Annotated in this window: 19 protein-coding genes; 6 read left to right on the forward strand and 13 right to left on the reverse strand. The window is 36.6% G+C overall.

The window, feature by feature from the left end; genetic code table 11:
* The first annotated feature begins 194 nt into the window (after positions 1-194).
* The 3 genes from RCH56_RS02230 (at position 195) to RCH56_RS02240 (ending at position 8,623) form a co-directional block, all read left to right on the forward strand.
* Positions 195-6,104: an endo-alpha-N-acetylgalactosaminidase family protein gene (locus RCH56_RS02230; RefSeq protein ID WP_306483370.1), complete on the forward strand. Its 5,910-nt coding sequence runs from the start codon at positions 195-197 to the stop codon at positions 6,102-6,104.
* A gap of 193 nt (positions 6,105-6,297) precedes the next feature.
* Positions 6,298-6,771, forward strand: coding sequence for a PTS sugar transporter subunit IIB (locus RCH56_RS02235; RefSeq protein WP_306483371.1), 474 nt, complete (start codon positions 6,298-6,300; stop codon positions 6,769-6,771).
* 187 nt (positions 6,772-6,958) lie between these two features.
* Positions 6,959-8,623: an FAD-dependent oxidoreductase gene (locus RCH56_RS02240; RefSeq protein ID WP_306483372.1), complete on the forward strand. Its 1,665-nt coding sequence runs from the start codon at positions 6,959-6,961 to the stop codon at positions 8,621-8,623.
* Between the two features lie 227 nt (positions 8,624-8,850).
* Here RCH56_RS02240 and RCH56_RS02245 read toward each other — a convergent pair whose 3' ends face one another.
* The 13 genes from RCH56_RS02245 to RCH56_RS02305 all read right to left on the reverse strand — a co-directional run bounded on the left by RCH56_RS02245 (position 8,851) and on the right by RCH56_RS02305 (position 21,807).
* Positions 8,851-9,393, reverse strand: a complete 543-nt coding sequence (locus RCH56_RS02245) for an NADPH-dependent FMN reductase (RefSeq protein ID WP_306483373.1) — start codon at positions 9,391-9,393, stop codon at positions 8,851-8,853.
* Positions 9,394-9,514: 121 nt separating this feature from the next.
* Entirely contained in the window at positions 9,515-9,940 is a 426-nt protein-coding gene (locus RCH56_RS02250) for a MarR family winged helix-turn-helix transcriptional regulator (RefSeq protein WP_306483374.1), read from the reverse strand.
* Positions 9,941-10,203: 263 nt separating this feature from the next.
* Entirely contained in the window at positions 10,204-11,535 is a 1,332-nt protein-coding gene (locus RCH56_RS02255; protein ID WP_306483375.1) for a hemolysin family protein, read from the reverse strand.
* A gap of 82 nt (positions 11,536-11,617) precedes the next feature.
* A complete protein-coding gene (locus tag RCH56_RS02260; RefSeq protein WP_306483376.1) occupies positions 11,618-13,204 on the reverse strand; it encodes a Na+/H+ antiporter NhaC family protein in 1,587 nt (528 codons plus the stop codon).
* A 160-nt stretch (positions 13,205-13,364) separates the two neighbouring features.
* Positions 13,365-14,003, reverse strand: a complete 639-nt coding sequence (locus RCH56_RS02265) for a V-type ATP synthase subunit D (RefSeq protein ID WP_306483377.1) — start codon at positions 14,001-14,003, stop codon at positions 13,365-13,367.
* A gap of 9 nt (positions 14,004-14,012) precedes the next feature.
* A complete protein-coding gene (locus tag RCH56_RS02270) occupies positions 14,013-15,380 on the reverse strand; it encodes a V-type ATP synthase subunit B (protein WP_306483378.1) in 1,368 nt (455 codons plus the stop codon).
* Entirely contained in the window at positions 15,380-17,137 is a 1,758-nt protein-coding gene (locus tag RCH56_RS02275; protein ID WP_306483379.1) for a V-type ATP synthase subunit A, read from the reverse strand. The genes RCH56_RS02270 and RCH56_RS02275 overlap by 1 nt, the downstream gene beginning before the upstream one ends.
* 11 nt (positions 17,138-17,148) lie before the next feature.
* Positions 17,149-17,460 carry a V-type ATP synthase subunit F gene (locus tag RCH56_RS02280; RefSeq protein ID WP_306483380.1) on the reverse strand — a complete coding sequence of 104 codons (312 nt, stop codon included), beginning with the start codon at positions 17,458-17,460 and terminating at the stop codon, positions 17,149-17,151.
* Positions 17,453-18,517: a V-type ATP synthase subunit C gene (locus RCH56_RS02285; protein WP_306483381.1), complete on the reverse strand. Its 1,065-nt coding sequence runs from the start codon at positions 18,515-18,517 to the stop codon at positions 17,453-17,455. The genes RCH56_RS02280 and RCH56_RS02285 overlap by 8 nt, the downstream gene beginning before the upstream one ends.
* A gap of 9 nt (positions 18,518-18,526) precedes the next feature.
* Positions 18,527-19,078 carry a V-type ATP synthase subunit E gene (locus RCH56_RS02290; RefSeq protein ID WP_306483382.1) on the reverse strand — a complete coding sequence of 184 codons (552 nt, stop codon included), beginning with the start codon at positions 19,076-19,078 and terminating at the stop codon, positions 18,527-18,529.
* A gap of 15 nt (positions 19,079-19,093) precedes the next feature.
* Complete coding sequence (locus RCH56_RS02295) at positions 19,094-19,564, reverse strand: V-type ATP synthase subunit K (RefSeq protein WP_015778606.1); 471 nt, start codon at positions 19,562-19,564, stop codon at positions 19,094-19,096.
* Positions 19,557-21,497, reverse strand: a complete 1,941-nt coding sequence (locus tag RCH56_RS02300; RefSeq protein WP_306483383.1) for a V-type ATP synthase subunit I — start codon at positions 21,495-21,497, stop codon at positions 19,557-19,559. The genes RCH56_RS02295 and RCH56_RS02300 overlap by 8 nt, the downstream gene beginning before the upstream one ends.
* Entirely contained in the window at positions 21,484-21,807 is a 324-nt protein-coding gene (locus tag RCH56_RS02305) for an ATPase V (protein WP_306483384.1), read from the reverse strand. The genes RCH56_RS02300 and RCH56_RS02305 overlap by 14 nt, the downstream gene beginning before the upstream one ends.
* A 103-nt stretch (positions 21,808-21,910) precedes the next feature.
* On the opposite strand from RCH56_RS02305, the gene RCH56_RS02310 reads away from it, so the two are divergent.
* From RCH56_RS02310 to RCH56_RS02320, 3 genes are all read left to right on the forward strand, one after another.
* Positions 21,911-23,071 (forward strand): hypothetical protein, encoded by a 1,161-nt coding sequence (locus tag RCH56_RS02310; protein WP_306483385.1) that lies wholly within the window; start codon positions 21,911-21,913, stop codon positions 23,069-23,071.
* Between the two features lie 10 nt (positions 23,072-23,081).
* The gene (locus RCH56_RS02315) at positions 23,082-24,173 is read left to right on the forward strand and encodes a glycosyltransferase family 1 protein (RefSeq protein WP_306483386.1); all 1,092 of its coding nucleotides are present in this window, start codon (positions 23,082-23,084) and stop codon (positions 24,171-24,173) included.
* 118 nt (positions 24,174-24,291) lie between these two features.
* The coding region (locus RCH56_RS02320; RefSeq protein WP_306483387.1) for a sodium:alanine symporter family protein at positions 24,292-25,650 on the forward strand (1,359 nt) is incomplete at its 3' end.

Consider the following 25,650-nt stretch of genomic DNA (forward strand, 5'->3'; position numbering starts at 1 on the left):
ACTACATATAATACCTATAACTTTTATTATTTATTTTTTTATAAATCTCTTTTTTATTATTTTTTAGCAAAAACTTCTCAAATCTCACTTATTTTTCCAAAAATAACTTAAAAATATATTGCAATTCATCTAGGAAAATGTTAACATATAGATAAGTGGTAGTTACCATATCAGATTAAATTAAGGAGGATCAGATGGTAAAGGAAAATAGTAAAGTAGAAGAAAAAAGAAATAAAAAGATTCCGACAAAATTAATAGCAGCAGTTATCGGAATGAGTATTTTTTCTACAATGAACTATGGACTAGCCTATGCTAATAGTCCAAACATCGATAGCAAGGAGGAAACTCCTCCATCAGAATATCAAGAAAGTATTGAAAAAAATGAACCTTTTGATGAAGAAACCCCAAACAATCAAAATGATTCTAATGATAAAGATACTAAAGAAGCTTTAATAGATGATGATTCTCAAAAAGAAGAAGTAGAAGAGTTAGAAAATAAAGAAGACACAAGAGATGATCAGAAGGAAGAAGATACAAAAGTAGATATTGATGAAGATATCGAAGAAAAAGATGAGCTAAATGATCTAGAGGAAGAAAAATTAAAAGATCCTAAAAAATTAGAAAACGATTCTCTAGAGCTATCTCCTGATAATTCTCAAGAGATAGAAGAAAGCTCTGTTGGAAACAGCCAGAAAGAAGAAGTTATCGAATGGGATAAAACTTCAAAAAACGGCGAAGAAGTAGAAGAAGTCATAGATGAAGGGGTTAGATACAATAAATTAGAATCTAACAAAAATAATGATAACGGCTTAAATACAGCCAACTACTCCAAAGAGGGGTTGAAATCTTCAAAAGAAGGAACAAACTTCAATATCAACTTTAAGGATATATCAAATCCTAAAGAAAGTAGGTTTGGAGTATTCTTAAACAGGGCTAAGGATAACAATTCAGCTATTTTTGTAGGCTATGACCAGGCAGGTTGGTTCTGGGAATACAAGATTGATGGAAATGGCAGCCGGTATCAAGGCCCTAGGAAGGCTATTCCTAAAATCAATGAAGAACAAAATCTTAATATTAGTATAACTAAAGACGGCCAACTAAATGCTACTGTAAATGACGACAAGGCTTTTGATACATATGTTCTTCCAGGAGATGTGTGGGATAAGTTAAAAGAAAACTCAGGACTTGAGCTAAAGCTCGGTCAATGGGGTGATGAAAAAACTTCTATCTTAGTAAAAACTCAAGATCAAAATAACATTCCTAAGGAAGAAAGTAAAGTCGATCAAGGAGAAGATTTTGACGATAGTAAGGCTTCCTACACCAATATCAAATCAGCTGATATGGATGTCAAAATCGACTCAAAATTCCCAAGAATTAAGGAATACACCTACAAGGGAAGAACTCTACCAGGAAATGAAGACTTCATAGACTCTCTCCGTATCAATGACATAAAAGTCAAACCAGACGTAGAATTCGAAATGATATCTGAATCAGCCGCTCGCTACAAGATGAAGGTCAAGGATGAAGAAAATAAAATCGATGCGGAAATTGATGCTGTAATTTCCGTTGAAGATAACATCTTAGACTTTAAGGTTGAAAGAATCAAAAATAACAATGACATCAAGGGTGGAGAGAAAATAAAAGACAAAAGGCTCCTACTTGAAAAAATAGATTTCGGTTCAAACAACCTTGTATCTGTATCATCAGATCATGAAGAGGCCAAGTTTGACGGAGCCAAAATGAATACAAACGTGAGGGTATCTGGCGATGTCCACATCGATGTTACTAATCCTCTAGAAAATTATAATGACAAAAATGAAGGCTATATGTATGGCTTTGTATCTGATAGATATCTTGCAGCAGGTCTTTGGTCAAACTCTCAATACGACGAAAGTCTCAATGGAGGCAAAGCCTTTACAAGGATTAAGACAAACAAAGATACCTTCGGAAGGACTAACTACCTAGGTCTTGCCTCAAGTCCTTATTATTATCAAAGAGCCCATAACATGCGTGATGAAAATGGCAAAGAAACTGGCCAGTATTGGATTTATAATGAGAGAACCTGGAAAGAACTACCTCACTCCAAGGTTATCCTTACAGATGATTTGAATGATGACAAAAAGATAGATTGGCAAGATGGAGCCATAGCCTATAGAAAAATCATGAACAATCCTATGGGTTCTGAATATACCAAAGATCTAGTTGCTCAAAGAATTGCGATGAACTTTGGATCCCAAGCACAAAATCCTTTCCTAATGACCCTAGATAATCTAAAGAAGGTCTACCTTCACTCTGACGGTCTCGGACAAATGATCCTTCTAAAAGGATATGGATCAGAAGGTCACGATTCAGGTCACTTAAACTACGCCGATATAGGTAAAAGAATCGGTGGAGCAAGCGATATGAAGTATCTCTTAGAAGAAGGAAAAGACTTTGGAGCAAGGATAGGAATCCACGTCAATGCATCCGAAACATATCCTGAAAGTAAATACTTCAATCCAGAAAGACTAAGGAAAAATAAAGACGGTTCCTATGCTTATGGTTGGAACTGGATAGACCAAGGTATAAATATAGATGCAAGCTACGATCTCGCAGATGATAGATATGATAGATGGACCGACCTTAAAAAAGCTTTAGGCACAAATGCTCTTGACTTTATTTATGTTGATGTATGGGGCAACGGACAATCAGGCGATAACCAAGCCTGGGCTACCCACACCCTAGCTACGGAATTAAATGAGCATGGATGGAGAGCAGCCTTCGAATGGGGCTATGCTGGTGAGTACGACTCAACTTTCCAACACTGGGCAGCAGATCTTACCTATGGTGGCTATTCTCTAAAGGGTATCAACTCAAATATAACAAGATTTATCAGAAACCACCAAAAAGATTCTTGGGTTGGTAACTACCCATCCTATGGAGGAGCAGCTATAAATCCTCTCTTGGGCGGATATGATATGAAAGACTTTGAAGGATGGCAAGGAAGAAGTAACTACAGAAACTTTATCCAAACCTTGTATAAAACCAACCTTCCAAGCAAGTTCATCCAACACTTTGAGGTTGTCGAATGGAAAAACGGCAAGCCAGTACTTATGTCAAATGATGGTTCTACTTACGAGTGGACTCCTGAAATGTTTATAAGACTTAAAAACGATGACCATGAGCTAGAAATAAACCGTGTATCAAACGACTTTAACTCCGAAGGCTACAGACAAAGAACCATGACCCTTGATGGTAGGAAAATCTTTAATGAAGATGGATCTTATCTCATTCCTTGGTATAACGATAGCAAGGGCGATAAACTTGCTGCTGAAGAAGAAAAGATGTATTTCTATAATCCAGCTGGTGGAGCAAAGACATTTGATATGCCAGATGATTGGACAGGAAAAGCTTATGTATACAAGCTAACAGATCTGGGAAGAGTTGAAGAAAAGGAAATATCTATAGTAGATGGAAAGATCACCCTAGATTTAGAAACAGATACCCCTTATGTTCTTTACAAAAATAAGATGGACCAATCTGGTGAGCAAGTTAAGGATATGAATTGGTCTAGCGGAATGCATATCAAAGACACCGGCTTTAATAGCGGTAATCTAGATTCTTGGCAGATAGAAGGAAATAGTGATGACTCTGTCGACATTTCAAGAAGCCAGGCAGATAACCCAATGCTTAGAATAGAAAACAATAAGGAAAAAGTAAACTTAAGCCAGAAACTTACCAACCTTAAGCCAAATACAAGCTATGCTCTTTATGTAGGTGTTGACAATAGATCTGATGCTAAGGCTCAAATTAGTGTCGATACAGGATCAAAAGTTGTATCAAACTCTACCAACAGATCCCTTGCTCAAAACTATATCAAGGCCTATGAACACAATACACTCACAAATAATGCCACAGTTGATGATACAAGTTACTTCCAAAACATGTATGTCTTCTTTACAACTGGAGATGATGTATCTAATGTAACAGTAACAATCTCAAGAGAAGAAGGTGAAGGTGCAAGCTACTTCGATGGACTAAGACTAGTAGAAAACAATTCCAATATGTTTGATGAAGGTCATGATACTGATGATTCTAAAGTTTTTAAACAAGACTTCGAAAACTCAGCCCAAGGTATCTTCCCATTTGTAATAGGAGATGTTGAAGGAGTAGAAGATAATAGAACTCACCTTTCAGAAAAGAACGATCCTTACACCCAAAGGGATTGGAATGGAAAAGTAATATCCGATGTAATAGATGGAAAATGGTCACTTAAAACAAACGGTCTAGTTGGAAGAAATAGACTTCTCTATCAAACAATTCCTCAAAACTATAATTTTGAGGAAGGCAAAACCTACCTAGTAGAATTCGACTACGAAGCAGGTAGTGACGGAACATACGCCTTTGTCATTGGAGAAGGAGAATACCAAGCAGCTAGCGACTACAAGATATATAGCCTAGGCAATACTTGGGAAAACAGCTCAAAGGCCAAAAGAGCAAAATTTTTGGTAGAAGGTGGCAAGAACAGATGGATAGGAATCCTCTCAACAAACAAGGGTGCAGATACCAAAGGAACCGGTGGAAATACGGCAAACTTCAGAGGATATCAAGACTTTATCTTAGATAATCTAACCATATCCCCTTCTGAATTAACAGCTAATCTCATCCTAGATTCTTTTAAGTCCAATCTATCAGAAAATAAAAACTACAAGGACTATACAAAAGAAAGTGTAAACGACTACCAAGACGCCCTAAAAGAAATAGAATTAGCAGATGGTAAAGAACTAACAGTCGAGGAAGCCAATAAGCTAATCAAGGATTATGAGAAAGCCCAAAACGACCTAGAAAATATCAAAAAATCTATTGATGCTGATGACATTGACTCATTCGATGTTCCAAGCCAGGATGGGGCAAGTTCAATTCTTTCTGCTTTTGATAACAATGTATCTTCTATATACCACTCCCCTTGGAATAGATCTATAATGGGAGAAAAACTAGAGGTTAACTTTAAAAATCCTACAGAAGTAATAAGTCTAGACCAACTTCCTAGACAATCTGGCTCTAATGGTAGGATAAGAAATGCCAAACTTGAGATTATCGATGATAAAGGAGAAGTTCATACTTTTGAAATCAAAGACTGGCCAAACTCACCAGCTTGGCAAAAAGTTGACTTCGATAAGCCTATAAATATGAAGAAATTTATCCTAACAGTCAATAATTCTCATGGTGGCTCTAAAGGTGAAAATGATATTTTCGTCTCTGCTGCTGAGTTAAGATTTAACTTATATAAAAAAGCTCAAGGATACAATAAAACTACCGACTATCAAAAACTTAAGAAAGATCTAGAAGCTTATAAGGGAGAAGATCCATATATTAGAAGACTATTAGATCATATGGACTATCTAGAAGCAAATGATTTAATCAACGAGAAAAGCGAAGCTGAGATTTATGAAAGACTTTCTAGACTAAATGATGCTTACAAGAAAGAATATGAGAAAAAACTAGAAGAAGCTAAGAAAGATGCTATAGAAAAACTTGCCAAAAACAACATCACTTCCCCATTGTTTATAGATAAGGTAAAAAGGGCCAACACTCTGGAAGGACTAAATAGTCTTGTAGATGAATTGTTGAAAGCAAGTGGAGAAAGTCCAGAGATAAAGCCTGAGGATGAAAACACTCCAGCTCTTCCTGATGATAAGGATCATCAAATCGGTAAAGAAACTGATAAGGAAAAAGATCCGAAGGAAATAGACTATGATTCCTTAGAATCAATACTTGACGAAATTAAAAAGAATGCCTTGGATAATCTAAAAGATCCAAAGATAAAAGAAGAAGCTGAACCAACAAATCCTGATAAGGAAAAAGATAAGCTTGATAATTCTAAGAAGGAAAATGATAAAATTACAGATTCTTCTAACAAAGAAGAAATAGAACAGATAAATAAGGGTATATCCATAGAGAAAATCAACCAAGTAAATGAAGCTAATAAGAAGGATTACAATATTCCACAAAAATCTGAAGATAATGTTAAAACAGGTTTAGAATCTATCTCATCTGTAGTTCTAGGTCTTGTAGCTTCCATAGCAGGCCTATTTACTACAAGAAAAAAGGACGACTATAAATAATAAGAATTCTAATATAAATTTCATGCCCCTAATAGCTTACTGCTCTAGGGGCTCCTCCCTAAATATAATGCTTCGAAAATCCTTGCTATAGTCTCAAATAAGCCCTATAATATTTGACAAAAGATATTTTCAAATTATAATATAGTCTATAAAATAGAGAAACAATTAAAAACAGAATTTATAAGGAGAAATAATGGCAGAGATAGTATTTACTAGAATTGACGACAGATTGCTCCACGGCCAAGTCGGCAGAGAATGGGTTAAATCTGAAGATTGTGATCTTATAGTTGTTTGTAATGATGAAACTTCTGAGGATAGACAGGCACAAAAGCTAATGAACATAGCAACACCTCTTTTCGCTGAGACTGTGTTTTGGACAATCGATAGAACTATAAAAGAAATCGAAGAAACACGCGAAGACTCTAAGGCTCTTATCCTTGTTGAAAGTCCAGAAGATGCTTATAAGCTTGTTGATGCTGGTCTTAATATAGGTACAGTAAATCTTGGTAACATGAGAGAGCTTCCTAATAAGGATAAGATAAATGAAAATATCTATGTTGGAGATAAAGACAGAGAGTATTTTAAGAAACTTCACGATAAAAATATTAGTATAGATATCAGAACCCTACACTCAGATAAGGCTCTTGACGAAAGCGTCTTATTCTAGAGATTAAAGCATGTTGGAAGATTTACGATTATTTAAGTTATAGATTTATAACTTCCATTAATCATTCATCTTCCTAACATGCTTTTTGCTTGAATATTTTTACAAATATTTGATGATTTTTATTATAAATCGGTATTTATTTCCTCTTTTGGGTAAAAGCTTACTAAGTATAGAAAGAGAGGATTTTATGAAAGTTGTTATAGTTGGAGCTGTTGCCGGCGGAGCTACCTTTGCTGCAAGTCTACGAAGGCTAAACGAAGATGTGGAGATTGTAATGTTTGAGAAAGATAGGGATTTATCCTTTGGTAATTGTGAAATCCCCTACTATCTTTCCTATGATATAGAAAATTCTTCATCCCTTATAAATAGGACTCCTGAGTCTTTTGCCAGATCTTATAATATTAAGGCAGAAAGATTTCATGAAGTAATCTCTATAAATAGGGAGGAAAAATACGTCAATGTTTTGGATAAGTTAAGTGGCAAGAGTTTTAAAGAGACTTACGATTATCTAATCCTTGCCCCTGGGACTAAGGAAAATCGACCATCATCTATCACAGGTTACGAACATGAGCATGTCTTCTCAGTAAAAAACGTAGTAGATGTAGAAAATATCAGAAAATACTTGGAAGAAAATGAAGTTAAAGAAGTCTTCATTGCTGGAGGTGGCTTCGTAGCAATAGAGGCTGCAGAATCCCTCCACAAGCTAGAGAAGCTTAATATCTCCATGCTCATAAGAAAAAACACCTCCCTTTTATCTATCATAGATATGGACCTTAAGGGCTTTATCAAAGAAAATATTAGGGATAATGATATAAATATTATCGAGGGCAAGTCGCTTGTAGAAATCGAGAAAGATTATGTAAGATTCGATGATAATTCAAAAAAGAAGGCAGATCTAGTAATACTTGCTCTAGGAGCAAGACCCCTTAGTGATCTTGCAGAGAAAGCTAGCCTTGACCTTGAGGATGATGGATCTATCAAAGTAGATGATAATTTTAGGACAAGCGATGAGGCTATTTTTGCTATAGGGGATGTTATTAATCCAAGAAACTTCCTAACAAAGAAAAAGACCAAGCTTAATCTCGCTTGGCCTGCCCATAGACAGGCAAAATATTTAGCGAAGTATCTCTTAGGAAAAAGGGCGACTCCTCCAGAATTTATTGGGACCTTCGCCCTAAGAAGTTTCGACTTAAATATCGCAATGACTGGTCTTAATGAGAAAAGTTTATCCGATTTGGGTCTAGCTTATAAGACTTGTCTTATCGCTCACAAGGACTCTGTTGGAATTATGCCAAATTCTAAGCCAATTTATCTTAAGCTACTCTTCGATGATAAAGACGGGAGAATCTACGGAGCCCAGGGCCTAGGTTTCGGAGTAGTAGATAAGAGAATTGATGTAATCGCTAGTATGATTAAGCAAGAAGCAAGTATATTTGATCTCTACGACTTAGAGCTTGCCTACCAGCCCCTATATTCTACCGTAGAAGATGCTACAAATGTCCTAGCAAACCAGGCTATTAACATCTTCGAAGGAAGGCTTAAGGATGTCAAAATTCATGAATTAATCGAATCGTATAAGAATTATAGGATCTACGACCTAAGAGATAAGGCCTCTTACGAAAAGGGCCATATCAAAAGCGCCATCTCTCTTGCCGGCAAGGATTTAAGAAATGACCATGATTTTCTACCAAAGGATGAGAAGATTATCTTCTACGATGCAAATGGAGGAAAGTCTTCAAATGCTGTCAAAATGCTAGCTCATTACGGTTTTCATAATATCTATCTTCTCGATGGATCTTTCGTCTATTTTGAAAAGTATGATAAGATGATGAACTCTTCAATGATTGAGTAATAATATTTGGAAAATGACAATAATTATGGAAATCTAACCCATTAAAACTTAACTTGAAATTTATTTTAAAATTTTTAGAAAAGTAAAACAAATCAACTCATAGAATTACAGAATTTATCTTAAGTTCCTTATAAGGGGAACAATTATTAATTCCGTAAATAATAATTTTCCCAATAAAAAAGCCTTAATGGATTTGAAATTTCTTCATCCTCCACTAAGGCTTCTTTTTATGAATGTTTTCTTGCGAAATCTACAAAGTCTCTTGTAGCATCTTCTACAAAAGTCCTAGTGCTATCTACTAGCTTGCCCTCTTCGTCAAAGAGAGTGTGAATAGCTGGTATATAGACTTCCGGTTGATTCATGGTAATTAAATTTACATAGACGAAGCTCTGCCTTAGGGCATGATTTCCCATAGCTCCTCCAGTAGATCCCATGGAGGCAGAAAATACCGCCGCAACCTTCCCATCCCATAGGTTACCCCTTGGATCACGGCTTCCTATATCTATAACATTCTTAAGACTTGGTGCAAGGGAGCGGTTGTATTCTGGAGTAAAAAAGATGTATCCGTCATATTTTCTAAGCGCACCTCTTATCCTTGTATATTCCTCTATTGGATTTGCCCCGTCATAATCTTGGTTATAGAAAGGAAGGTAAGATATATCTATAATCTCCGCTTCATTTCCTTCATCTATAACTTTTTTTGAAAGTTCTGCAATTTTTCTGTTGAATGATCCCTGTCTTAGGGAACCTACTAATAGTCCTATTTTCATCTTGTCTCCTTAATTAATTCTAAATTATCTCTAAAATCTTCCTTCTCAAGTCTTCTAGCCTTCTGATATCTTTTACGGTCTCCTACCATCCTAAATAAGCTTAGTTAATGGCAAAATCCTATTAATTATCAATATTTGCTCCTAATTTCTTTAGAAGGCTAAGAAGAGTTGACGTTTCCTCTTCACTTAAGTCCTTCATATAATCATATATCATGGTCTCATTTTCTGGAATGATCTTCTCTATCACAGCCCTCCCCTCGCCAGTAAGGGATAGGATAGAGACTCTCTTGTCATTTTCATCTGTCTTTCTTTTTACATATCCCATCTTCTCAAGATTTTTAACTACAAGTGAAATAGTCCCGACACTTGATAGAATTGCCTCCCTAACCTCTCCTATAGATAGGTTTCCTTTAGAATCCAAGGCTTCTAGAACCATAAACTGACTGAAGGAAAGCCCATAGCTCCTTGCTATATCTAGGGTCCTCCTATCGAGCTCCTTGACATTTTTATGAAGGCCTATGATAATTTTTAGCTTTTCTTTTTCCATTTTTACTCCTCAAATATATCTAAGTAGATATATTTATCTAGAAATATTATGCCCAAAATTTTAAAGCTTTTATCTAAAAGACTCATAATTCTATTGAACTTAGGGCCTAGCTCAATTATATGATGATTATATCCCTTGCTAACATAAGATATTATTAAGTATGTACCCAAAATAAAGGTTAGAATATTTATATACAAATATTTAATCCAATAAAAAATCTCCCTGCCTTAAGCCCGCATAGAGCCTAAAACAAGGAGAATCGTCTAGTCTTCCTTATCTTCTTTATTTTTTAATTTTCTAATCCTAACAGCCTTGATTCTGTTATCTTCTATATAGAGGATTTTGATCTCGTAGCCATTATAATCAAAGGAAAGCTTGGAATCCTCTTCTGGTATATAGCCCAATCTATCTAAAATAAATCCGCCCAAGGAATCGTAATTTTCGTTATCTTCATCTATATCTATATTTATCTTCTCATTTAGATCCTTGATACCGACAGAAGCCTTGACTACAAAGACATCCCTACCATTTTCCTTAATTTCTGGAATATCATAATCGTAAGAATCATCTATATCCCCTACAATTTCCTCTATCAAATCTTCCATAGTCACAACTCCAGAAAATCCACCGTACTCGTCTATCAAAATCGCCATATGGATATGTTTCTTCTGCATATCAGAAAAGAGCTTGTCGGTTTCTATCTTGTCAGGAGCAAAGTAGGCAGGTCTTAGGATTTGTTTGATTTCTACATTTCTAATCCCTACTTTTGTCGCTTGAAGGAGGAAGTCTTTGGTATAGACAATTCCTAAGATATTATCTACTTCCTCATCATAGACTGGAATCCTCGCATGCTTTATCTTGACAAACTCTTCGAGATACTCCTTGTCCTTATCGTTGATATCAATCATAAAGACATCGGTCCTTGCAGTCATTATCTCTTCTGCAAGTAAGTCATCAAAGGCCATTATGGAGTGGATCATCTTAGACTCCATAGGTCTTAGGATTCCCTGATCTTCACCTATCTGGACAATTGATTTAATCTGCTCACCTGTAACTTGCTTTTGAATATTCTTAGCTTCTATACCAAATATATTCATAAAAAGATTGGTCACAGCTGTAGTAAAGGCCACAATAGGTCTTGTAATGATCATGATGAGCTTAGTAAGACCTATCGCTCTTTTAGTAATCTCCATTGGGAATCTTACGCCAATTCTTTGGGGGATTTTGTCTACAAATATCAGCTTAAGAATCGTATATACTATTATAGCAACTATAGTCACCCATCTTTCTGATAAGATTCCTCCCCAAAAATAGCCATCTGAACTGACCTCTCTTAGCCTTTTTGCAAAGTAAGCTATGGTCAAAAGAGAAAATATAATATTGGCTATCTCGAAGGATTGGTTGAGTCTATCCTGATTTGATAAAATCTTAAGGATTGAACTAGCCTTCTCATCTCCATCTAGGGAATCTTCCTCTAGTTTTGATGTATTTAAGCTGATAAGTCCTGTGTGAATTGCTGTAAATACTCCATTTATAAAAAGCAATAATATTATACTAAGTGTTGTAATCAAACCATGGTAGGGTCCAGTTTCCATTTATTTTTCTCCGTTCTTTCTTATATTATCTAATATAGACTATATACATAAAAGCTTTCCTTGTCAAAAGAAAAAATCCTTCCTAAGCCCTCTTTTTTAGGACAAGCATAAGGCCTAGGATTACTATAATCCCAAAGGCTAAAGGAAGAACAAAAGAATGGGTAAAGCCAGCTATAATGTAGGCAAGCGAAGATACTAAAGCCACAGTTAGGCCATAAGGTAGTTGGCTTTTGACATGGTCTAGGTGAACACATCCTGCTCCAGTAGATGACATTATAGTCGTATCTGATATTGGAGATAAGTGGTCTCCACAAACTGATCCTGAAAGGGTTGCAGATATAGCTATTAAAAATATAGGATCATGTGGGTCAAACATGGACACAACTATTGGTATTAATATACCGAAAGTCCCCCAACTTGTTCCTGTAGCAAAGGCTAAAAATATTGCAACCACAAAAATAACTACAGGCAAAAATGAGCTTAATCCGATTGCTGCATTTTCCATAAGACCTCCAACGAAATTGGTAGATCCTAATAGGTCGTTTGATATATTCTTTAGGCTTGTCGCCATAGTTAAAATTAGAATGGCAGATACCATTGATGAAAATCCTTCTGATATAGATTCCATTGACTTTTCAAATGACATTACCTTCCTTACCACGAAAAATATTATGCTTATGATTAAAGCCACAATTGATCCCATGGCAAGGGCGATTGATGAATCTGTATTGGCAAAGGCATTTACAAAATCGTGATAGTTTGGACTTCCACTATCGAAAAATCCTCCCACATTAATCAAACTTAGGACACAAGATACTATAAGGACAAGTATTGGAAAGACTAGGTCTATCACAGCCCCTTCTCTGTTTACCTTGCTATGATCGATTAGCTCTTCCTTTCTTATGCTGATATCTCCAGTTGTTTGAGCTTTATCTTCGTAATCTTTCATTGGACCATAGTCATTGTTAAAGCCAATTATACAAACTACAAAGAATAGGGTTAAAAGAGAGTAGAAGTTAAAGGGAATTGCCTTTACGAAAAGCTCTATTCCTGAATAAGATCCTGATTCTGCATAGCCAGAAACTGCCGCAGCCCATGAAGAGATAGGTGCTATCATGCAAACTGGAGCTGCTGTTGCATCGATTATGTAGGCAAGCTTAGCCCTTGATACCTTGTGAGAATCTATAATTGGCTTCATCACAGATCCACTTGTTAGACAATTAAAGTAATCATCTATAAAAAGCATGATGCAAAGAAAAAATGTCGCGATCTGTGATTGTTTTCTATCCTTAATCTTGGAGTGAGCCCATTTACCAAAGGCACGAGATCCTCCAGAATAATTTATTAGAACTACCATTATTCCCAAAACTACTAGGAAAATATAGATCCCTGATGTTTGTGATATAGACTCGATAAAGCCTTCGCTTACGATATTGTTTAAAAATCTCGCAATAGAGCCCTTGGAAGCAAGGATTGCTCCTATTGTTATTCCTAAAAATAGGGAAGAGAAAACTTCCTTAGTAAAAAGAGCTATAAAAATAGCTACGACTGGTGGAAATAAGGACCATATACTGGAATAGGTATCCACTCCTGTTTTTGAAATGTATATACTAAGACCTATAGCCAATAGAGCAAAGACTAAGGCCGGTTTTGATTTTTTATTTTCCATAAAACCCCTCAATTTTCTAATATAGAAGAAATATCTAGCTGACTTTTTGTCAAAAAGATATTTTCCGCGCAATTTATACTATACTGATTTTTGCTATATATTAAAGCTTTTTTGTAATTTAAGGTAAAAAAAGAAGACCTACTGGCCTTCTCCTCTACGCTTATTTTTGTTCAGCTATAATATCTTTTACCTTCATTAGTCTAGATATAGTAGCTCTTTCGTTTTCTTCTAGCTTGCTTCTTATATATTTGATTGTCTCTTCAAGATCTGGGATAGTCCTGTATTCTAGGGCATTTACCCTTCTTCTTGTGCTTTCAATCTCATCTGCCATAAGCTGTGTTGTCTTTTCAAGCTCCGCAAGCTCTAAGAGCCTATTCATAACTTCATTAAGTCCCTTTAGGGCCTTATCAAGGCCGGCGGATGTTTCTGCACAGCCATATGGGAACATGCTGGCGTTCTCATTTTCTTCGACCTTAAATTCCATCTTAGGAATTCTTACACTCATGACATTTTTGATACTTATATCAACGCCAAGTTTTTGAGTAGGAAAGCTTACTGCTTCCTCCATAAATTCCGGGCTCATAAAAGCACTTGCTATAAGGAAGTCTGAAAAGGAATCCTCTAATTCCTTCTCTACTTCTTCTCTTAGTTTTTTATTTTTCCTAATAAGCTCCAAGAATTGTCTCATAAGCTCATCTTGCTTATCCTTTAATAGCTTATAGCCACGCTTACTCGTAGCAAGTCGCTCTTTTAAGGTATTTAGATTCATCCTCGTTGGCGTTACTTTTAATCTTGCCATACTTAACTCCTAATCTAAATATTTTTCAATTAACTTATCGTCAATTCTCTTAAGCTCTGATTTTGGTATAATTTTTAGAAGCTCCCAACCTAGGTTTAGGGTATCTTCTATGGTTCTGTTAGTGTAGTAACCTTGGTTGATGTATCTTTCTTCGAATTCTTTGGCAAACTTAGCAAAGGCAAGGTCTGCATCTGATAGGGCAGAATCACCCAAAATCTTTTGAAGCTCTCTTGCGTCAACTCCTGATGCGTAGGCTGCATAGATTTGGTTCATTGTATCAGCATGGTCTTCCCTAGTTTTGCCCTTTCCTATACCCTTATCCTTAAGTCTTGATAGGGATGGTAGGATTGATACAGGTGGCTCAATTCCTTGGTTATAAAGCTCTCTGTTAAGGATAATTTGGCCTTCTGTAATATATCCTGTAAGGTCTGGGATTGGGTGGGTGATATCATCTTCTGGCATGGAAAGAATTGGAATTTGTGTAATTGTTCCTGGCTTTCCACGAAGCTTTCCAGCTCTTTCATAGATTGTTGAAAGGTCTGTATAAAGATAACCTGGATATCCACGACGTCCTGGTACTTCCTTACGAGCAGCTGAAACCTCACGAAGGGCTTCTGCGTAGTTAGTCATATCTGTCATAATTACAAGAACTTGCATGTCCTTTTCAAAGGCAAGATATTCTGCTGCTGTAAGAGCCATCTTTGGTGTTGATAGACGCTCTATAGCTGGGTCATCTGCAAGGTTCATAAATAGGACGGACCTATCTAGGGCTCCAGTTTTTCTAAAGTCATTCATGAAAAATTGTGCTTCTTCAAATGTAATACCGATAGCTGCAAATACAACCGCAAAGCCTTCATCATCTGACAAAACTCTCGCTTGTCTTGCAATTTGGGCTGCTACTTGGTTGTGTGGAAGTCCGTTTCCAGAAAATATTGGAAGCTTTTGTCCACGAACTAGGGTATTTAGTCCGTCTATGGTTGAGATTCCTGTTTGGATAAACTCTGATGGATAGTCTCTTGATACAGGGTTTATAGCTGTACCATTTACGTCACGTTTTTCTTCAGGAATTATAGCAGGGCCTTCGTCGATTGGCTCTCCTAGACCATTGAAGGCACGGCCTATCATATCTTCTGATACGCCAAGCTCAAGAGGTCTTCCTAGAAATCTTACTGAAGTTGATTTAAGGTTGATCCCTGTAGATCCTTCGAAAAGTTGGACCATGGCGCGATCTTCGGCAATCTCTATTACACGACCACGACGACGCTCACCTGTTTGCATTTCTATATCTACAAGCTCATCAAAGCTTACACCCTCTACTCCTTGAACGAGCATAAGAGGGCCAACTACTTCAGAAACTGTTTTATATTCTTTTAACATTATGCCTCCCTTATAAGCTCTTCAATTTGCTTATCAATTTCACTTCTAATCTCTTCGATATTTCCTAAGTCATCTTCTGAGATTAGTTTTAGTCTTGTTATCTTCTCACGAACTGGAAGTTTCTCAATTTCTTCTAGGTCCACTCCATTAGATAAGGCTTCTAGTGACTTATCGTAATTGTAAAGAATAGTAGCAAGCATCTTATCTTGTTTTCTTAGCGAACAATAAGTATCTACATCGTGGAAGGCGTTTTGTTGGAGATAGTCCTCTCTGATTGACTTGGTTACGTCAAGTTTTAACTTATCGTCATCAGATAGGGCGTCACGTCCTACCAGCCTTACAACTTCTTGAAGTCCTGATTCTTGTTGGAGTAGACTCATAGATCTCTTCCTGTTCTTGGAGAATTCTTCGTCGACTTCGCCGTCTATATATTTATCCATCTTGTCTTGATATAAAGAATAAGATGATAGCCAGTTTATAGCTGGGAAGTGTCTTTGGTAGGATAGGTCGTAATCTAGTCCCCAGAAGACCTTAACTATACGAAGGGTAGCTTGGGTAACAGGCTCTGATAAGTCTCCTCCTGGAGGGCTTACTGCTCCTATTACAGATAGGGAACCTATATCATTCCTTGATCCTAAAACTTCAACCTTTCCTGCTCTTTCATAAAAGTCTGCGATTCTACTTGCAAGATAAGCAGGGAATCCCTCATCTCCTGGCATCTCTTCAAGACGACCACTCATCTCACGGAGGGCTTCTGCCCATCTAGATGTGGAATCTGCCATCATAGCTACGTTATAGCCCATATCTCTAAAGTATTCTGCAAGGGTAACTCCTGTGTAGATACTTGCCTCACGGGCTGCTACTGGCATGTTTGAAGTGTTTGCTATAAGAACTGTACGTTTCATGATTGATTCGCCTGTCTTTGGATCTATAAGCTCAGGGAATTCGTTAAGTACGTCAGTCATCTCGTTTCCACGTTCACCACAACCTACATAGATTACTATGTCAGCATCGGCAAACTTTGCTATCTGGTGTTGGACTACAGTCTTACCAGAACCGAATGGTCCAGGAATTGCTGCAGTACCGCCCTTAGCAACAGGGAAGAAGGTATCTATTACCCTTTGACCTGTAATAAGTGGTTCGTCTGGGTCAATTTTCCTTTTTGAAGGACGAGCCTGTCTAACTGGCCATTTTTGAAGCATTGTTACTTCTTTATCGCCATCTTCTGTTTCAATTATTGCTATTGTTTCATCGACTGTAAACTCGCCAGCTTTAATGTCTTTGATTGTTCCAGCTATGCCTATTGGAACCATGATCTTGTGGGTGATAACACTAGTCTCTTCAACTTCTCCTAGGATATCACCTGCTTCAACCTTGTCAGAAACACTTGCTATTGGGTTAAATTCCCAAGTCTTTTCCCTATCAAGGGCTGAGCTTGTTACACCTCTTTTTAGGAATTCTCCTGCCAAATCTTGAAGTTTCTCAAGAGGTCTTTGGATCCCATCGTACATCCTCTCAAGCATTCCTGGTCCAAGTTCTACTGAAAGAGGATGTCCAGTAGAGACTACTTCGTCTCCAGGGCCTATCCCTGTTGTTTCCTCGTAGACTTGGATACTGGCAACATCACCTCTCATCTCAATTATTTCGCCGATGAGCTTATCTTTTGATACCTCAACCACATCGTAGATACTAGCGTCAGATAAGCCGCTAGCTTCTATCAATGGTCCAGATACCTTTGTAATTTTACCTTTATTCAAATTAAGCTCCTTTAATCTAGAATGTTTGCTCCTACAGCCTTCTCAACAGACTTGTTGATATCAGCAAGTCCTATACCCATTGATCCCTTGTTTGATGGGATTAGGATAATGGCTGGAGTCATTTCTTCTCTATATTTGTCAATTGTAGATGGAATCTCTTTGGCTAAATCTTCTGTGATAAATATCACTCCGAATTCTTTCTTAGCCAAATCTTTGATTGTCTTTTTTGCATCTTCTCCATCTATTGCTGTATATACTTCAACACCCAATGCCTTGAATGCAAGGATTGAGTCCTTATCTCCTATTACTGCTACCTTATACATAAGATTTCCTCAACTTTTCTAAAGTAAATTCTTTATCCAACTTATTGAGTTTGGATACGAGTAGAATCCTCAAGTTTTTAATCTCAGTTTCCTTAGATATTACATAATTCATTAGGACCTCTGGACCAAAAGTTATCATCTTAGAATCTCTCGTATAATCAGTCATATGAGAATCTATGGCCTTTTCTAGAGCTAGGATATTATCATCGAGATTAAGATCATCATTTAGGCTGTCTTTTACGTAGCTACCAATTTTGGCATTAGAAAGACTTCCTATAAGTTGGTTAATCTCGTAAGAGAAATATTCCTTAAACTTAATAGGCTCAATAAAGCCACCTTCTATTAGTATTTTTTCAAGAGTTTCCATATCTTCGCCCTGACTTTTAACTCTAAGAAGGCTCTTAAGATTTATCAAATCAATTGTTTCTCTAGTGAAGTCTGTCAGAGTCTCTAAGTCTAGAGCTTTCGCATCTAGTAAGAGTTTCTCATAATAAGACTTATCTAGGCTAATATCTATATCTTGAGGATTTTTCGTATCTTCGTAGTAAGATAGGGCCTTTTGGGCATAGTCTAGGTATAGGTCTCTAGGATCTTTGCCTATATTGTCTTCCTTGTCGGATGAAAGACTTGCTACTTTATCAAAAAAGTCGCTTTTCCTATCTTCTTTGATGAGGTTTTTCTTGATATATGCTAGGTCAACATCTCCCATCTCTAGGTAAAGAGAAGAGTAGTCCGCATCTTGGATTAATTCCTTAACCAAAACTTTGAGATTGTGGAAGATATATTTCTCCTTCATATAATCTATTATCTCCTTGTCAGGAGCTATATCCTCAATTACTTTGTAGACTCTTTTTAATTCATCTTTTAGAATTTTCTCATATTCTTCTGGCCTGTCGAGATCGTTGATAGGTCCCCTGTAGATTGTTTCATTTAGTTGATTTAAAACATCTCTTAGAGAGTCATAATCGTTGAGTCTTTCAAGGTCAGTCCTTGTAAGGAGGTTTTTTTCATACATTCTCGTTGAAATAGATGCGCTTATATAGTCATCTTTATTCATCTAATCACCTCACTTAAATAGAATATCTGATATTTGTTTTTTAATATCGTCGCTTTTGTATTTGATCAATGAAGAAAATCTATTGTCATATTCTATCTTGCCATCTCTAACGATGAAGCCTTCATCAACTGTCTCATCTGAGATTTTAAGATTTCCTAAATCAGCAAGGCTAAAAAGATTCTTAAACCTATCTTCTAAGAGGATCTCGCCTGTTTCTATATTTGAATTTTTCAAAGTATTTAGGACGTAATTCTTATAAGATGCTTCGTCCATAGATTTTAAACTTACTAAAAGCTTATCTAAAACACTTTCTATGGCTGAGTTCTTGCCGGAGATAATGATATCCCTTGCTTCTCTTTTGGCAGAAACTTTCTCATTTGAGATGGTAAGATCAGCTTCCTTTTTAGCATCAGCTAAGATTTTATCAGCTTCTTTTTTAGCCTTAGTTTCCATATCTTCTAGGATAGTCTTAGCTTCTTCTTGACTTTTTTCTAGTATTTGATTTTCTTCTTTTTCTGCTTTTTCTCTTATGCTTTGTAATATTAATTCAAGATTATCCATAATCTTATCCTAATATTAAGCGTTTAGTACAAGTAGTAGTGATATAACGAATCCAAGGATAGCATATAGCTCAACCATTACAGAATAGATTACACCCTTGATGAATTCATCTTCTTTTTTAGCTAAGATGTTTACACCTGCTACAGCTACTCTACCTTGAGCTATTGCTGAGTGATATCCTACTATTCCTACAGGAAGTGCTGCCATTAGTAGGTAAAGACCTCTTGCTGTATCTATATCTCCACCTGTAATTTGTTGGAAGATAAAGAAACCAATTACGAATCCGTAAAGACCTTGAGTACCTGGTAGAAGTTGTAAGATAAGTGCCTTACCAAACTTTTCTGGCTCTTCTACTGTAAGTGCTGCTGTCGCTTCACCTGTCATACCTGTACCTTTTGCAGAACCCATTCCTGATAGGAATGTAGCGATTGCTGCTGCTAGAACTGCAAATACTAAACCACCATTTTCAACTAAAAAATTACTCATTGTCTCCTCCTCTTAATATTTTGACAAATTTTGTATCTTCAATCATCTCACGGAATTTAACTCCGCCACCTTCATAAAATTTATTAAACATCTCTACATATATAAGTCTTAGACCGTGTACATAGGCTGATAGATAAGATAGGAACATGTTAAATAGTTGGAATATAACAAAGATTATAATTCCAGCTATGATTCCTCCGATTGAACCATTGCCTGCGACCAAGTCTACAATTAAGTTTACAGAATAGGCCACGAAGCTTCCTGATAATACTAGGGCCATAAGTCTTAAGAAGGATACGAAATCCCCTATCCAACTTGTAAGTCCATAGACTTCATAGAAACCTGATCCAATCCTTCCTCCGATAGATTTAGCTTCTCTACCAGAAAAGAGGAATATTCCTAAAATACCAATAATCATAACCCATTTTGCTATAGGGTTTTTAGTCAAGGCTAAAGCTACCGCTCCACCTACAGCCATATACATAAATCCTACATCGTACATAGCATCCATTGGCTTTCCGTCTCTGATATACATATAAGCTTTTACAGCTAAAGCGACGAACAATGAAACAGCTCCTATTACCAAGCTCATCACTATAAGCTCGTTGATGTCTGTTGCTGGATCTATTAAACCAAATGGTACATCTATTATTCCACCAAATACTGATCCAAATATAACTCCAAATACACATGCAGAAAGAGATATCCTTAAGAATAGTCTCAAATTCTTCTCAGTAGATGGTGGGAACTTCTTTAGCTTAAGGGCAAGTAATATTGCTATTGTTGCAAGGGCCCCATAGCCTAAGTCTCCTATCATAAAACCTGTAAATATTGTATAAAATATTGCTACAAGTCCACTTGGATCTACTTCGTTGTATTTTGGAAGTGAGTAGGTCTTTACGACCTCCTCATATGGATCGACCAATTTATTATTCTCAAGTATTATTGGAACCAAGCTATCTTCCTTATCAGCTTCTTCGATATCAAGTATGTAGGCATCACCTAAAACATTTTTAATATCTTTCTTAAATCTCTCAGTAGCATCTACTGGAACATAGCCTTCAATAACGTTCATAAGCCCTGTCTCTAGGAAAAATTCACTTGATTCTTCCTTTCTTCTTAGGTTTAGGACATAGGCCTTGTAAATATATAGGTCCTTTAAGTATTTTTTGAAATCTAGAATTTCATTTTCGAGATTTTTAATTAATTGTTCTTTATCTTCGAGTTTGCCAGATAGGTCATAGATTTCTTCTCCTATCTTGCTAGTTGAATTAATTTTAACTCTGCTATAGCCGAACTCTCTTAGAAGTTCTACTAGATCTTCCTTTTCTTCTATACTTGATAGGGCAACTATATAGTTTGTCTTATCAAGTTCAGAGACTTTGTATACTAGAGACTTTTCTAGATTTCTTTCTACTATGGCTTTTTCAAGCGAATCATAGAATTGATCAGAAATTGTCCCTGTCTCTACAAAGACTCTCTTAGAATCGTAGAATTCTTGGATGTCTACATCTATATCCTTCCATGGCTTAAGAGCTTCTATTTTATTTGTAAGCTCATTTCTTTCTCCTAGGGCCGTCTCTCTTTGGCCTACTAGGTCTTTTATCTTGCCATATATAAGGTCAAAGTCGAAATTCGCACCCTTTTTCTTTACATCTTCTAAGCTAAGTTCAGTAAAACTTGTATCTGGTTTGATGTCTCTATCTTTCATGTAATTTTCTAAAAGATTAATTACATAATCGGCCTTGTTTATACTAGAATCGATTTTTTGAAGTTGGTCTGTGTTTCTAACTTCTGAAAGATAGGTTCTTTCCTCATCTTCTTCCAAATCGTTAAAGTGAACATAGTTAAAAGCTTGAAGGATATTTAGTAAGTCATCCCTTTCGGATTTAAAAGCTAGCAAGTTAAACTTATTCATTTTAACTATTGCCATTTTCTATAATCCTTTCACTTAAAGATTTAACAATACCATCTATAGTATCTTTACTTTGATTCTTAAGCTTTTCCGAGTAAGCTTCAGCTTCCTCGATAGTAGGCTCTTTGTCTTTATTTGCAGCTTTTTCTGCATCCTCAAGAATCATTTTTGCCTTTTCTTTCGCTCTCGTGATTGTTTGTTTGTACTCATCATCTGCCTTAATTTTGGCTTGGTCGATGATCTCACGAGCTTTAACTTTTGCATTATCGATAGTCTGATCAGCCTTATCTTCGGCCTCTTTGACTTTCAATAAAATATCGTCAGCCATCTTTCACCCCCTATTTGCCTTATTAAAATTATATCATAAAATACCTATATATGATATAATTAACCGATAAATAAGATTTTTAAACAAGTTTTTGAGGATAAGAATGATTAAGAAACTACTAATACTTACAATTTCAATGTTTTTAATCGCTTGCGATAGCGGTTTTAAAGATAATAATACTATGGAAAATGAAACAAACTTGGCCTATCCCTTCGACAAAATGACAGGATTTGAGGAAGATAAGACCCTCTACTTAAAATCTACAGCGCCTTCCTTTTATGCAAATATTAAAACAGATCCAAATTCGGCCTACGAGAAAAATGAACTAACAAATCTCGACTATAACAAGGAAATTATCTTTGCCAACATGCACATAAGAATCCCTGAAAGATGCAAGGTCTTTAAGAGTAAGAGTGATGATAAATATATTATAGATTTCCCTTATAGATCATCCTATAATATATTCTTAAGCTTTAAAGAAGTGACAAATACCAAGATTTCGGGCCAAAAGGATATCTTAAAAACTTGTCAATTATCTGAAAAGACTATTGATAGTGGGGAGAGTATTATTAGCCATTCTCTCAGAAATAAGATGACTAATGTCGACTCAGCCTACTTTGTAAGCGAAAAGGGTGAGCAAAGACTTACGCATTTTTTTGTAAAGACTCCTTCATCCATAATCCACTTCACAATAATAGAAGATAAAGACCTAAGCTTGAAATCCAAAGACATAATGAGCGATATCTTGATCGCCATGTATAAGGAAAGCGACGATCCTATGGAAATTGACAAAGACTTTACCGACTATACAGACAAGATAAATATCTTTTCCACAAAAGAGGTAGAAATGGGAAATATAAAATTCAAAATCCCAGAAAACTTTCTCCTAAACCAAGATAAGAAAGGAATCAAGGCCTATATATCAAAGGTCGATGGAGAAGTAGTTTCAGAGCTTATAATAAAAGTAGACGAGAAAGATGGTAGAAGTCCAGAAGAAGTATCCTCTCTTAACTCAGGCGATATAATCTATCCAATAAATATCGTAACAAGTGGAGTAAGCGAGAAGGGCGATATAAACAAACTCTCTTACATAAGAAACGGGGCGAGGCTTTATCTTCCATCATTTTCCCTTAAGGGAGATAAGGTCGTAATAGAGACTAAGGATGAATTTGTAACGTTTTTTATCCTAGGACCTCTAAATGACAATGACCAGACGAGTATTATGACAAAATCCATTATATCAAGCATAGATAAGAAAAATTGAAAGGAAGATCATGACAGAAAGAATACTCCATGTCTTTGGCACCTTAAATCGTGGAGGAGCCGAGACTTTAGTAATGAATATCTATAGAAATATAGACAGAAGCAAGATCCAATTTGACTTCGTAGTCCACCACGAAGAAGAAGGGGCCTATGAGGAAGAAGTAAGAAAGCTCGGAGGGAAGGTCTACAGGATTCCAAACTACAAAGGCACCAACCACTTCGCCTACAAGAAGACCTGGGATAAACTGCTAAAAGATCACCCAGAATACAAGATCATCCACTGCCACAAAGAATCTATAGTAGCCCTTGTAATGGATGAGTCAAAGAAAAATGGAAGAATTGCCATAGCCCACAGCCACAACACCCAAAACATTCCTGGCTTTAAGGGAAAGGTCATGGATGTCCTAAATAAAAACGTAGATGCTAAGGCCGACTACCGCTTCGCCTGCTCAGTCGATGCAGGATATTGGATGTTCGGTAGAGATAAAGACTTTACAGTTATAGATAATGGCATCGAAGTTGAAAATTTCACCTACAATCCAGACATAAGAGCTAAAATCAGAGAAAAACTCGGATTTTCCGATAAAAAAGTCTTAGGCCATATAGCAAGATTTAACAAGCAGAAAAACCACTCCTTCCTAATCGATATATTTGCCGACTTAATAAAGGAAGATGACGATTATCTCCTAGTTCTTGCAGGAGTCGGAGATCTTAAAGAAGAGATAGAAAAAAAGGTGAAGGCCTTAGGAATAGAAGATAAGGTAATCTTTTTGGGTTCTATCGGCTATGTAAATGAGCTCCTCCAAGCTATAGACATCTTTATCCTTCCTTCTTTATACGAGGGACTTGCCGTATCTACCATAGAGGCCCAGGCCGCAGGGCTTAAGTGTCTATTATCAGACACCATAGACAAAAACTCTAAGATAACAGATTTAGTCGAATTTATCCCAATTGATGGGGGCACAAGGCCATGGATTGAAGAAATCCAAAAGGCACTTCCCTACCAAAGAGAAGATACAAGCGAGATGATAAAAAAAGCAGGATTTGATATAAGAGAAACTGCAGAAAAATTATCAGAATTTTACCTCAATCTAATAAAATAAGTTAATAATCCCTAGAGATGTAAAAATTTCTAGGGATTTTTCTATGTTATTTTTTTACATTCTATTGTATTTTTTTTAATTTAGGGATAAAATAATAAAATAAAATTTTGGAGGATTTATGATAGAATTATTAAAAGCTTTTGATAAGTTCCTCTGGGGACTGCCCCTAATCTTGGGCATCCTAGGAACTGGCATATACATAAGTATTAAGACAGGCGGCATTCAATTTAGGAAATTACCCTTTGCCCTAAGGCATACCTTGGGAAATATTTTCGAAAAGGACCACGACCACAAAAGTGGCGACATATCACCCTTCCAGGCCCTAGCCACAGCCCTTGCAGGAACAGTTGGGACAGGAAATATAGTAGGTGTTTCCATCGCCATTCTCTTGGGTGGACCTGGAGCTATATTTTGGATGTGGCTTGCGGCAATTTTCGGTATGGCAACTAAGTTTGCCGAGGTAAGCCTTGCGGTTTTGTATAGAGAAAAGAAGGGTAAGGGCTTTGTGGGCGGACCCATGTATTATATTAAAAACGGTATGGGCAATGAGAAACTCGCCAAGGCCTTTGCAATCTTTTCTGGCCTTGCTGTTTTCGGTATAGGAAACTCTACCCAGTCCAATGCTATAGCTGGAGTTCTTAAGGAAAACTTAAATATCAATCCCCTAATAACTGGGATAATCCTAAGCATAATTGCGGCAATTGTAATCGTCGGAGGTATTAATTCCATATCCAAGGTTACAGAGAAACTAGTTCCCCTCATGTCTATTCTTTATATAGGAGGATGTATCAGCGTCTTAGTCGTTAATTATTCTAATATCCTTCCTGCCTTTAAGGAAATATTTCAAGGAGCCATAAGCCCCAATTCTCTTGGAGGAGGATTTGCAGGTCTTTCTATTAGGTCTGTCGTAAGTGCCGGTATCGCTCGTGGAGTTTTCACCAATGAAGCAGGCCTTGGATCATCTCCTATAGCTCACGCTTCTGCCAAGACCGACCACCCTATCCGCCAAGGTCTTTGGGGAATAGCGGAAGTCTTTGTCGATACCATCATAATTTGTACCATGACAGCCTTGGTAATTCTTACTACCGGGGTTAACACAAGAGCAAATGTCGATGCAAGTGCCCTAGTCTCCCAGGCTTTTGCTAGTGGATCAAGCTTAGGTCCTATGATTGTAACAATTGGCCTAACCCTTTTTGCCCTATCTACTATCCTTGGTTGGGCCTACTACGGAGAGGTAAGTATAGGATTTCTATTTGGCAAAAAAGCCTTTATCCCTTATAGGATAGTCTATGTGATTTTTGTCTTTCTGGGAGCAAATATGGACTTAGGCCTTACCTGGACTATAGCAAATATCCTAAATGGTCTCATGGCCCTACCTAACCTCATAGCTCTCATAGCCCTAAGCCCAGTTCTTGTAAAATTAAGCAAAGATTTCTTCAAAGATCCAGAAAGAATTAGAAAATCTAGCGAAGAATAC

Origin of the sequence: Anaerococcus sp. (assembly GCF_030825785.1) — a bacterium.
Lineage (GTDB): Bacteria > Bacillota > Clostridia > Tissierellales > Peptoniphilaceae > Anaerococcus.